10 protein-coding genes and 2 pseudogenes are annotated in these 10,552 nt (G+C 66.7%); 2 read left to right on the top strand and 10 right to left on the bottom strand.

Annotated elements, in window-relative coordinates:
• Positions 1–266 (bottom strand): annotated as a pseudogene (locus KBZ15_RS10805) (F420-0:Gamma-glutamyl ligase); the annotation flags it as partial.
• 95 nt (positions 267–361) lie between these two features.
• Between KBZ15_RS10805 and KBZ15_RS10800 the strand changes: the two are divergent.
• Positions 362–1,744: a PhoH family protein gene (locus KBZ15_RS10800; RefSeq protein ID WP_255015237.1), complete on the top strand. Its 1,383-nt coding sequence runs from the start codon at positions 362–364 to the stop codon at positions 1,742–1,744.
• A 10-nt stretch (positions 1,745–1,754) separates the two neighbouring features.
• Here the strand turns inward: KBZ15_RS10800 and glnT are convergent, their stop codons facing one another.
• The 9 genes and pseudogenes from glnT to KBZ15_RS10755 form a co-directional block, all read right to left on the bottom strand.
• On the bottom strand, positions 1,755–3,071 hold the full coding sequence (gene glnT, locus KBZ15_RS10795; protein WP_255015236.1) for a type III glutamate--ammonia ligase: 1,317 nt from the start codon (positions 3,069–3,071) through the stop codon (positions 1,755–1,757).
• Positions 3,064–4,047, bottom strand: a complete 984-nt coding sequence (locus KBZ15_RS10790) for an alpha/beta fold hydrolase (RefSeq protein ID WP_255015235.1) — start codon at positions 4,045–4,047, stop codon at positions 3,064–3,066. The genes glnT and KBZ15_RS10790 overlap by 8 nt, the downstream gene beginning before the upstream one ends.
• On the bottom strand, positions 4,044–4,961 hold the full coding sequence (locus tag KBZ15_RS10785; protein WP_255015234.1) for a fatty acid desaturase: 918 nt from the start codon (positions 4,959–4,961) through the stop codon (positions 4,044–4,046). Before KBZ15_RS10785 ends, KBZ15_RS10790 begins: the two co-directional genes overlap by 4 nt.
• 127 nt (positions 4,962–5,088) lie before the next feature.
• Entirely contained in the window at positions 5,089–6,462 is a 1,374-nt protein-coding gene (fumC, locus tag KBZ15_RS10780) for a class II fumarate hydratase (protein WP_255015233.1), read from the bottom strand.
• Entirely contained in the window at positions 6,462–7,016 is a 555-nt protein-coding gene (locus KBZ15_RS10775) for a thylakoid membrane photosystem I accumulation factor (RefSeq protein ID WP_255015232.1), read from the bottom strand. Before KBZ15_RS10775 ends, fumC begins: the two co-directional genes overlap by 1 nt.
• Before the next feature lie 54 nt (positions 7,017–7,070).
• Positions 7,071–8,684, bottom strand: a complete 1,614-nt coding sequence (locus KBZ15_RS10770) for a DUF3685 domain-containing protein (protein WP_255015230.1) — start codon at positions 8,682–8,684, stop codon at positions 7,071–7,073.
• 25 nt (positions 8,685–8,709) lie between these two features.
• A complete protein-coding gene (locus KBZ15_RS10765) occupies positions 8,710–9,096 on the bottom strand; it encodes a Fur family transcriptional regulator (RefSeq protein WP_255015240.1) in 387 nt (128 codons plus the stop codon).
• A gap of 174 nt (positions 9,097–9,270) precedes the next feature.
• Positions 9,271–10,035, bottom strand: a complete 765-nt coding sequence (gene hisA, locus KBZ15_RS10760) for a 1-(5-phosphoribosyl)-5-[(5-phosphoribosylamino)methylideneamino]imidazole-4-carboxamide isomerase (RefSeq protein ID WP_255015239.1) — start codon at positions 10,033–10,035, stop codon at positions 9,271–9,273.
• 33 nt (positions 10,036–10,068) lie between these two features.
• Positions 10,069–10,257 (bottom strand): annotated as a pseudogene (locus KBZ15_RS10755) (TIGR02450 family Trp-rich protein); the annotation flags it as partial.
• A 46-nt stretch (positions 10,258–10,303) separates the two neighbouring features.
• On the opposite strand from KBZ15_RS10755, the gene KBZ15_RS10750 reads away from it, so the two are divergent.
• A partial coding sequence (locus KBZ15_RS10750) for an NAD-dependent epimerase/dehydratase family protein (RefSeq protein ID WP_255015238.1) occupies positions 10,304–10,552 on the top strand: 249 nt, incomplete at its 3' end.

Genomic DNA, 10,552 nt, shown 5'->3' with positions numbered 1-10,552 from the left:
GTGATGCCGCCCAGGTCCCCCCGGCCGAGCAGGGTGGGTCTGAGCTCGATCTCGGGCACCATCACCTCCATGCGCTGGTGGGGGTTGCTGAGGGTGATCGTGCCGCTGACCTCCAGGCCCGCCCCGCCGGCCTCCACCTCGAAAGGCCCCGCCTGCAGTCGCAATGGGGAGGCAGGACGAAGGCGGTGGCGCAGTTCCAGCCAGAGCAGGGTCAGCCCCAGCAGCAGGGCCAGCACCAGCAGGAGTTTCAACGCGAAAAGAGCCATGGGCGTGGGAGCCAAATTGCGACTGGGCAAGAACCGCTGGAGCGTAAGTGCGCAGTTGGCTTTAGCTTCGCGCCATAGCGATCTCCCTGCCCGGCATGCGCAAAACCTTCGTGCTCGACACCAACGTGTTGCTGCACGATCCCGCCGCCTTGACCCGCTTTGAAGACAACCACATCTTGATCCCGATCGAGGTGGTCGAGGAGATCGACCGGTTCAAGCGCGATCCAGCCGAGAAGGGACGCAACGCCCGTCAGGTTTCCCGCTTGCTTGATGGGCTGCGCACCCAGGGCAACCTGGCCGACGGGGTGGCCAACGGCGATCAGGGGGGAACCCTCAAGGTGGTTGTCTGCCGCAGCGAAACCCTCAGCCAGCTGCCGCCTGAGCTCAAGGGGGGCAACGGGGATAACAACATCCTGGCGGTGGCCCTTGAGGAGCAGCGTTTACAGGCGGTGATGGGCAGCCAGCCACCGGTGATCCTGGTCACAAAGGACACCAACCTGCGCATTAAGGCCGACGCGGTCGGCCTGATCGCCCAGGACTACACCAGTGATCGGGTCGACATCGGCGATCTGTACCCCGGCTTCTGCGAGCTCTGGGTGAGTGCCGAGCAGATGGATCAGGTCAAGCATCCGCCTGGGCTGGCGGTGGAGGGCCTGGTGGTCGAGAGCCCACTGCTGGCAAACGAAGGGGTGACCCTGGTCAACCGGCTCCAGCCTGCCCACACCTTGCTGGCTCGCTTCAACGCCAAGACCTCGACCCTTCAGCCCCTGCAACGGGGCCCGAAGGCCAAGCTCGGGCGCATCCAGCCCCGCAACCGGGAACAGACCTTTGCCCTGGACCTGCTCCTCGATCCCGACATCCAGCTGGTGACCCTGGTGGGCAAGGCAGGCACGGGCAAGACCCTGCTGGCCCTGGCGGCAGGCCTGCACCAAGTAGCCGATGAACGGCTCTATGAGCGGCTGCTGGTGACACGCCCGGTGATTTCACTCGGAAAGGAGATCGGCTTTCTGCCCGGGGATCTCGAGGAGAAGATGGGCCCCTGGATGCAGCCGATCATCGACAACCTCGACTATCTGCTGGGCGGCGCTGGCGAGGAAGAGGGCCGCAGCGGCAGGGGCGGCAGCCACCACCGGGGCACCCGCAGCAACTGGACCGACCTCAAGGGCATGGGGCTGCTGGAGGTGGAGGCGATCAGCTACATCCGCGGCCGCTCAATCCCCCGCCAATACATGGTGGTGGATGAGGCCCAGAACCTCACCCCCCACGAGGTGAAGACGATCGTGACCCGGGTAGGCGAGGGCACCAAGATCGTGCTCACCGGCGACCCCTACCAGATCGACAATCCCTACGTGGATGCCGAGAGCAACGGCCTCACCTGGCTGGTGGAGCGCTTCAAGGGCCAGTACCTGGCCGGCCACGTCACCCTGTTGCGCGGTGAGCGCAGCGAACTGGCCGAGCTGGCGGCGAACCTGCTCTGAGCCCGCATGGCTAATCGTCCAGACCGGTGCGCCGCTGCCAGTGGCTCACTTCGGCACGCTGCTGCTCCCATTGGCGCCGCCGCAACCGTTCGTAGGACTGGCAGAACTCCTCCCCCAACCCCTGGCGCAGGGCTGTATCGGCGGCGAATGCAGTGAGGGCCTCGCCCAGGTCGGCCGGCAGGCGCTGGCACTGATCCGGGCCGAGGGGCTGGGCGTAGTTGTCGTTGTCGTGGCGGGGGCCCGGGTCAAGCTGACGGTCGATCCCATCGAGACCGGCCGCCAGGATCGCTGCCTGCAAGAGATAGGGGTGGGCCGAGCCGTCGGGCAGGCGCAGCTCGAGACGTTGGTTGTCGGGGATACGCGCCATATGGGTGCGGTTGTTGCCTGTGTAGCTAATGCCGCCTGGGCTCCAGGTGGCGCCAGAGCTGGTGGGCGCCGCTGCCAGGCGGCGATAGCTGTTCACCGTGGGGTTTGTGATGCAGCTGAGTGCGGGGGCGTGGGCCAGCAGGCCACCAAGAAAGTGATAGGCCAGGGATGAGAGACCCAGCTCACCGCAGGGGTCGGGGAAGAGGTTGCGGCCGGCGTTGGCGCTGCCGGCAGCCCCCCACAGTGAGAGGTGGGTGTGACAGCCGTTGCCGGTGAGGGCGGCGAAGGGTTTGGGCATGAAGCTGGCCCTCAGCCCCTGCTGCTCCGCCAGGGTTTTCACCATCACCTTGAAGAAGGCATGACGATCGGCGGTGGTGAGGGCGGGCGCGAAGGTCCAGTTGAGCTCAAATTGGCCGTTGGCGTCCTCGTGATCAGCCTGGTAAGGCCCCCAGCCCAGCTGTTCCATCGCCTCAAACAGTGGCGCGATCAGGGGGTAGCGGCGCATCAGCGCCAGTTGGTCGTAGCAGGGTTTCTCCTGGGTGTCAGACCTATCGGCGATCTGCTCGCCGCTGGGATCGAGCAGAAAGAACTCGGCCTCCACGCCGCTGCGCAGCTCAAATCCGCGCTCGGCTGCTCGCTCCAGCTGGAGGCGCAGCAGGCGGCGGGGACATTGCGCCATGGGCTGGCCGTTGAGCAGGAGCTCGGCTGCCACCCAGCCCACCTCCGGCTGCCAGGGCAGGGGGGTGAGGCTGGCCGCCGCCGGGATCGCCATCACGTCGCCATCGGCGGGGGAGAGATCCAGCCAGGCCGCAAAGCCAGCGAAGCCGGCCCCATCGCGGGCCATTTCCGCCACGGCCGAGGCCGGCACGAGCTTGGCCCGCTGGATGCCAAACAGGTCGGTGAAGGAGATCAGCAGGAACCGGAAGTTCAGTTCCTGCACCTGCTGGTAGAGGTCAGACATGGGATGGCTGCTGGAGGAGGGCGTCAACGATCGAGTGCAGCTGCCGCTGCTCGGCCGGGTTGCTGTGGGGGTTGCCTGCCCGGTGGCCGAGCTCTGAGTGGATCACGTGCAGTTCCGCCCCGGGGATCGAGTCGGCATCGGCCGCCAGATCGTCGAGGTGGAAGTAGAGGTCGTGGCTGCCGGCCACCACGGCGGTGCGGGCGGTGATATGGCGCAGGCTTGAGGCCAGGTCACCCCCCTGGGCCACGTCGTGGGCCAGCCAGGTGTCGAGCATGGCGATTAGATCGCGGGGGTCATGGCGCCGGTAGTGGGGCAACCACTGGCTCTCCACATGCTCCTCCACCGGCTCTGCCAGCGTGCGAAAAAACGGCTGGCTGGCGGCCCAACTGGCGTAGATCAGGGCGAAGCTGCGCAGCCCCTGCTCCGGCGGCCCGCTGAAACCGGCCCCGCTCCAGTGGCAATCGGCCGTGAGGGCCTGGCGCAGGCTGAGGCAAAACAGGCGGTTGTGGGGGGAGGTGCGGGTCGTGCCGCAGACGCAGCAGATCCGCTCCACGGCCTCCGGGTGATCTACGGCCCACTGGTAGGCCTGCTGGGCCCCCATCGACCAGCCGTAGATCAGGGGGATGCGCTCAACCTCGAACACTTCACGCAGCAACTGCCGTTGGGCGGCGACGTTGTCGCGGTGGCTCACCACCCAGCCCTGCTCGGCCAGGCCCATGGAGCTGTTGCTGGGGCTGCTGGAGGCGCCGTTGCCAAACATGCCGGCAATGACGATGCACCAGCGCTCCGGATCCAGCACCGGGCCCGCCAGCCAGGCCAGGTCGTCGGGGCGGGCGCCATAGGAGGTGGGCACCAGGATCAGGTTGGAGCGATCGCCGTTGAGTTCGCCGATCTGCAGGTAGGTGAGCTGGGCCTCCGGCAGGGTGTGGCCGCAGGCCAGGGCAAGGTCGCCGAGCTGGTGCTGGCGGAGGCTCATGCCGGTAGGCCCAGGGCGGGCAGGTTGGCCAGCAGCTGGCGGTGCACCGCTAGGTAGCCCCGATCGCAGTGGCTCAGATGGGGGGCGATGGCCCCGTGGGCGGCTGGCAGGGCGTGGAAGGGCAGGGAGGGGTAGAGGTGGTGCTCGGCGTGGAATGGCATGTTCCACATCAGCCAACGCACCGGCCAGATCGTCAGGGTGGTGCGCGTGTTTTCGGTGCCATCGCTGCTGAAGCTGCAGCCGCTGTGCTCCGCCAACAGCAGAAAGCGCAGCACGGGCTGACCAACCACCAAGGGCAGGAGCCAGAACCAGAACAGAAAGCCGGTGCCACTAACCAGGGACGTCAGGGCCAGGGCCAGATAAACGGCAAACTGGAGTCGCACCGAGCGGCGCACCTGGGGGATCAACTCAGGACTGAGGTAGGGCAGGCCACTGAGATCGCCCCACAGCAGTTGGCGGTAGCCGGCCAATTTGCCGGTCCACCAGTTCCAGCCGCCCAGCTCCAGCAGATAGGCCCAGACGGTGGTGGGAATGGGATCGTTTAGTTCGGGATCAAGCCCGGGTTGGTGGGTGTAGCGGTGGTGCCACTGGTGGTAGCGCCGGTAGTAGGTGGAGTTGTAAAAGCTCAGCAGCCCCGCCATCCAGGCCACCGCGTCGTTCAGCTTTCTGCCGCGGAAGGCCGTGCGGTGGCAGCACTCATGCAGGGGCGCAAAGCTGGTGGCCAGACCAACCCCACAGATCAGCAGGCCCGCCAGCCGCAGGGCAAGGGGCCAGCCCTGCTGGGCCCAAACCACCCCGCCCAGGACGACCGTGAGCAGGTGACTGGCCAGGCGCAGGGCTCCGGGGCCATTACGCAACTGGTTGAGGCTGGCAAGCGCATTGCGCTCCAGCAAGGGGTCGGAGATTGGGGGCATCTAGCTATCCCACCAGTGGGGTTCCCCTTGCTTCGGTAAAGGTTGTAACACTCCTTCCGTTCAGTTGGCGAGGGCCAAATCAGCTTTTTGTACAAACCCAGCTCTCCGCAGCCACCCGCCGGCAGAACTAGATCATCTGGTTGGGCTGCACCCAGCTGTCAAATTGCTCGGCGCTGATTTCCCCCAGCACCAGGGCCGCCTCCCTGAGGCTGAGCTGGTGGTTGTGGGCATGTTTGGCGATGGCGCAGGCCCGGTCGTAGCCGACCTGGGGGGTGAGGGCTGTTACCAGCATCAGGCTTTGATCCAGCAGGGTTTCGATGCGGCTGCCGTTGGCTTCGAGCCCCTCGATGCAGTGCTCGCGGAAGCTGGTGCAGCTGCCTGAGAGCAGCTCGATGCTCTCGAGCAGGTTGTGGGCGATCAGGGGCTTGAACACGTTCAGCTCAAAGTTGCCCTGGCTGGCCGCCAACTGCACGGCGGTGTTGTTGCCCATCACCTGCACAGCGACCATCGTCAGGCTCTCGGCCTGGGTGGGATTCACCTTGCCGGGCATGATCGAGCTGCCGGGCTCATTCTCGGGCAATACCAGCTCGCCCAGGCCGCAGCGGGGGCCACTGGCCAGCCAGCGGATGTCGTTGGCGATCTTCAGCAGCGAGCCGGCCAGCACAGTGAGGGCGCCGTGGGCGGCGGCCAGGGGTTCGTGGCCCGCCAGGGCCTGGAACTTGTTTGGGGCACTACTGAAGGGCAGGCCGATCCGCGCTGCCAGCCGGGTCGCCACCGCCTCGCCGAAGCCGGCCGGGGCATTGAGGCCCGTGCCCACGGCCGTGCCGCCAATGGCGAGCTGGTGCACCTGGGGCAGGGCGGCGCGCAGGGTTTCGAGCCCCAACTCCAGCTGGGCCACGTAGCCGCCAAATTCCTGGCCCAGGCTCAGGGGCACCGCATCCTGCAGGTGGGTGCGGCCGATTTTGATGATGGTGGCGAAGGCCTCGGCTTTCTGGCCCAAGGCATCACGTAGGGCTTCAACAGCTGGGATCAGGCTGCGCTCCAGCTCAATCGCTACGGCCACGTGCAGGGCAGCCGGGAAGGTGTCGTTGCTCGACTGGCTGAGGTTGACATGGTCGTTGGGGTGGACCGGGCTCTTACTGCCCAACACCCCCCCCGAGGCCTGGATCGCCCGGTTGGCGATCACCTCATTGACATTCATGTTGGTTTGGGTGCCGGAGCCCGTCTGCCACACCTTGAGCGGAAATTCACTGTCTAGGGAGCCGCTTGCCACCTCCTCGGCTGCCGCCACGATCAGGGCCGCCAGTTCGGGGGCCAGCCTGCCCTTGGCCTGGTTCACTTCGGCGCAGGCGGCCTTGAGCGCACCGAAGGCATGCACCAGCTTCAGCGGCATGGCCTGGCCGAAGCGGAAATGGTGGATCGAGCGCTGGGTCTGGGCGCCCCAGTAGTGCTGGTCGGGAACCTCAATGGCCCCCATGCTGTCGGATTCGAGGCGAGCCATCAGCGGCTAACTACCTCCGAATTGAGTTCATTGAAACTCTCGGTGGAGCTCCTGGTGCCGCCCTCCGGCAAGGCAATGCCGGTGGCCAGGCTGAGTGAGGCGTTGATGGCATCCACACTCACGGCTCCCTGCTCATCGAAAATCACCTTCCCCTGGGAGTCGAATACCACCACCTGGGGCACTACCCCACGCCAATAGTGGGCCGGGTCGCGCGGGCCGGTGTCGGCCCGGTTCTGGAGGGGGTCGGTAACGAGGGGAATCAGCTCGATGTTGCGATTCCAGAGGCGCTGCAACTCCGAAACCACCGCTGCAAACTGCTTGCTGGCCGCGTCGTCGTCGAGGTAATAGATCACCACGGCGGGGCGCTGGTCGGCCATGGCCTGGGCCAGGCTGCTGCGGGGCGGCACCAGGGAGCCGTTGCCGGCGTAGAGGGCGTAGATGTTGCCGTCATAGCTGTTGCTGGTGAGGGAAGCCTGGACCTGGCCAGTCCCCAACCCCAGCCCGAGCCCCAGCATCAGGAGCAACACCAGGATCTGGCTCAGCAACTGGTTCATCCGGACCGCACAACCTGACTGTCGCCATTGTGGCTGGGAGCCCTGCAGGCAGGATTAGCTGCGACTGAGGCTGCGGCCCATACCCTGGGCGATGCCCCGGCCCACCAGGCCGATGGCGCGGCCCAACACGCGCGTGAGCAGCAATACCACCAGTTCCCCCAGGCCCTTCAGCAGGCCCTGCACCTGGGGTGCCAGGGCGTCGCGGGTTTCCAGGCTCAGGGTGACAAGTTGCTGTAGCCAGCCGAGCTGGCGCAATTCGCCATCTCGGGGCTCGGTGAGCTCCTGGCAGCGGATGGCGCCATCGCGCAGGCAGAAGAGCTGACGCCGGCTTTCATAGAGATTGATCGGCCTCAGCACCCAGCTGCTCCAGCGCTGCTGGGCATTCAGCTGGTTGCGCAGCCGCTCCAGATTGCGGGTTGCGAGCAGGTCGGGCTGGAGCAGGTAGCGGCGCAGTTCCGGCCAGCTGCCACAGCTGGCCAGCACTTCCGCACTCACCAGATCGGCGGTGCGCACAAGCCAGTTGGCCAGCAGCAGCTCCAGGTGGAGTACGGCCCGCGGTTCATCGGCCGCCAGCAGTTGGCCGTCTACCAGCAGGGGCTGGGCGCGCACGAGGGAGGCGAGCATTGCTTGGGCATCGGGCAGTTCGGGGTCGCGGCTGACCAGGTCGCTACTGCGGATCAGGCTGTCTGCCACAGGTTCGAGGCTTCCCTCGCGGGGAAGTTGGACGTAGGGATTCACCAGGCTGCGCAAGGCCTGCTGGCGCAGCTCCGGTTGCCACCGCTCCCAGCGTTCCTGCAGGGGTTGGAGGGGGGCGGGATCGGCCAGGAACCTTTGGCGAAGTTCTTCCACCTGATGCAGCAGGGCCCTCAGCAGGTCACGGCGGCGCTCGCCACTGAGGCCCTCGAGGGCCAGCAGCTGGCCACTGTGATTGCTTAGCCCCCCCTCGGTGCCGGCTTCGAGGCGCTCGCGAATGGCGCGCCAGATTCCATCCGCACTGCGCTGCTGCAGGGTGATCGCCAGCACCGGCTGGCTCGGTTGCGGAGTTGGGGCCGGGGATGACCAGGCCATGCTGGCCGGCCCCCAGAGCAGCAGCAGCAATTGGCGGGCCGCCGCCAGTTCCCGCAGGCGACCCTGCAGCACCAGCAGCTGCACCAGGTTGGTGGGTGGTGGCGTCAGCAGGCGCCTGATGGCGTCGATGTCGGCATCGATCTGCTGCAGACCACTGATCAGCAGCCACTGGCCGAGGCCCAGGGTGGGGCCGGTTGGGGGGATTGGGTTGCCGATACCTGGGGCTTCGCCCATGGCCACGGCCAGCACCCTGCCACCGGCCAGGAGGGTGGCGACAGCTTCAAGTAATTCCTGGGGATTGGGTGCCTCCAATACCCCAGCTGCGGGGAGTTGCAGCAGAACTTCGTTGTTCAGCCCATGGCCAGTCGGTAGGAGCAGCAGCAGGGGTGCCGGCCGCCAACGCTCCTGCAGGCTCTGCAGTTCCTGGGCCAGCAGCGGCGGGTTGATGGGGCTGTTGACCTGCCAGATCACCAGCTGGGGCAGACCCTTCAGCTGCTGGGGTGATTCGACCGCCGTATACAGGCTTCCCTGGGCAGTGAGCAACCGGGCCAGCCCATCACGCAGGAGCGGTTCGGCAAACAGCAGCAGCTGCGAACTCACAGACCTGGCCGGAGGATGGCCCAAGTTATCGAACCTGGCCGGGTTTCTCCAGTGCCCGGCGATGACCGGTGAGATGCAGGGTGTAAGTCTCAATCGTGAAGCCCGTATGGCGCTCGATCTGGTCGAGCAGCTCCTGTGGCAGGATCACGTCCAGATCCTCAATCGCGCCTGTTGCCGAGCAGGTGAGATGGCTGTGGGGATCACTGCGGTAGCCGTAGAGCCTGCCATTGGCGCGATCCAGGCACTCAATCACCCCTGCCGTCTGTAGGGCCTCGAGGTTTTGATATACCGAGGTATGGCCGATGTTGCGGCCAAGGTTGTTGAGCTTTTCAAAAATATCTCTGGCACTCAGGTGGCTCTTTTCGGCCCAGAGCAAATCCAGCACCATGCGCCGCTGGCGGCTCAGCCGCATACCCAGGGCGCGACATCGCTGATAGACCTCCTCAACGCTGCCGAGCGGCAGGACGCCAGAGAAGGGGCTTGAAGGTGGAAGGGCGTCGGCAATCACTCGACACACCTCTGATGTTGATTCTCCCTTATAGCCAAGCTGCAAGCGATCCGCCTCCGCATTGGCGCTGCCGCTCGTTCAGGCCAGCATCGAGGCGCTGCTCGGATCCTGCAGGCGCCCATCGCCGATCGCCTGCAGGGCCTCAGCCAACACCACCCGGCCGTCATAGAGGGCCCGGCCCACGATCACCCCCTCCACCCCAAGGGGCGCCAGGCTCAGCAGGGAGAGCAGGTGCTCGAGGGTGCCAATGCCGCCGGAGGCGATCACCGGCACGGCGCTGGCCTCGGCCATGGCCCGCAATGCATCCAGGTTGGGGCCCGCCAGGGTGCCATCGGTGGCGATGTCGGTGCTGATGATTGCGGCGATGCCGCTGGCTGCAAAGCGACGGGCCAGTTCGGTGGCCTCGGTACTACTGGCTTCGATCCAGCCGCGGGTGGCCACCTTGCCGCCTTTGGCGTCGATGCCCACCACGATGCGGCCGGGGTGACGGGCCGCCAGCTCGTCAACGAGCTCTGGTTGCTCCAGGGCCACCGTGCCAAGAATCACCCGATCCAGGCCGCAGGCCAGCAGCTCCTCGGCCCGGGCAGCCGTGCGCACGCCACCGCCCAGCTGTACGGGTATCGCCAGGGCGGCGGTGATCGCCTTCACGGCCGCGTCATTCACCGGTTGGCCGCTGCGGGCCCCATCGAGATCCACCAGGTGCAGCCGCTGCGCCCCCTGCTGCTGCCAGCTGAGGGCCTGGGCCACGGGGTCGTCACTGAAGCGGGTCACTTGGTCGTAGTCCCCCTGGTGCAGCCGCACGCAGTGGCCGTCGAGCAGATCAATGGCGGGGATCACCTGCATGGAGGGGGCCGGGGGCAAGGACTGCCAGCCAGGCTGCCAGAGCTGCCGGTTGCGCAGCTCCAGCAGCGGCACCACCAGGCGGTAGTCGGGCGCCAGCAGGGCCTGGAGTTCCGCCGCCCGCTCAGCCCCCTGGCCCCGCTGCCCCAGCAGGGCGAAGTGGCGGTAGCCCCTGGTTTTGGCGAGCGCGGCGGGTTGGGCGCTCCAGTGGTTGCTGAGCCGCATGGGCACCGGTGCGTCTTGAATGGCCTCCAGTTTCGTGGCCGGTGGCATGGAAATCCTGGTGATGGGCGGAACCCGCTTCGTGGGCAAGCCCCTGGTGGAACGGCTGCTGGCCCAAGGCCACTCGCTCACCCTGTTCACCCGGGGCCGCAACCCCTTGCCAGCCGGAGTGGAGCACTTGGCGGGTGATCGCAGCACCCCTGAGGGCCTGCAGCCGCTTGCCGGGCGCCGTTTCGATGTGATCGTCGACAGCTCGGGCCGCACGGTGGAGGATTCCCGCGCCGTGGTCGAGCGCACG

The sequence above is a fragment of the Cyanobium sp. BA20m-p-22 genome (assembly GCF_024346275.1).
In the GTDB taxonomy this organism is placed as follows: Bacteria; Cyanobacteriota; Cyanobacteriia; order PCC-6307; family Cyanobiaceae; genus Cyanobium_A.
The sequence above is the reverse complement of the archived record's forward strand: the minus strand, read 5'-3'. Positions and strand labels throughout refer to the sequence as shown.

Bases quoted from the DNA above. Each gene is read 5' to 3' on its own strand.
- KBZ15_RS10800 (WP_255015237.1), top strand. From the start codon at position 362: ATGCGCAAAACCTTCGTGCTCGACACCAACGTGTTGCTGCACGATCCC.
- glnT (WP_255015236.1), bottom strand. From the start codon at position 3,071: ATGTCTGACCTCTACCAGCAGGTGCAGGAACTGAACTTCCGGTTCCTG.
- KBZ15_RS10790 (WP_255015235.1), bottom strand. From the start codon at position 4,047: ATGAGCCTCCGCCAGCACCAGCTCGGCGACCTTGCCCTGGCCTGCGGC.
- KBZ15_RS10785 (WP_255015234.1), bottom strand. From the start codon at position 4,961: ATGCCCCCAATCTCCGACCCCTTGCTGGAGCGCAATGCGCTTGCCAGC.
- fumC (WP_255015233.1), bottom strand. From the start codon at position 6,462: ATGGCTCGCCTCGAATCCGACAGCATGGGGGCCATTGAGGTTCCCGAC.
- KBZ15_RS10775 (WP_255015232.1), bottom strand. From the start codon at position 7,016: ATGAACCAGTTGCTGAGCCAGATCCTGGTGTTGCTCCTGATGCTGGGG.
- KBZ15_RS10765 (WP_255015240.1), bottom strand. From the start codon at position 9,096: ATGCGGCTGAGCCGCCAGCGGCGCATGGTGCTGGATTTGCTCTGGGCC.
- hisA (WP_255015239.1), bottom strand. From the start codon at position 10,035: ATGCAGGTGATCCCCGCCATTGATCTGCTCGACGGCCACTGCGTGCGG.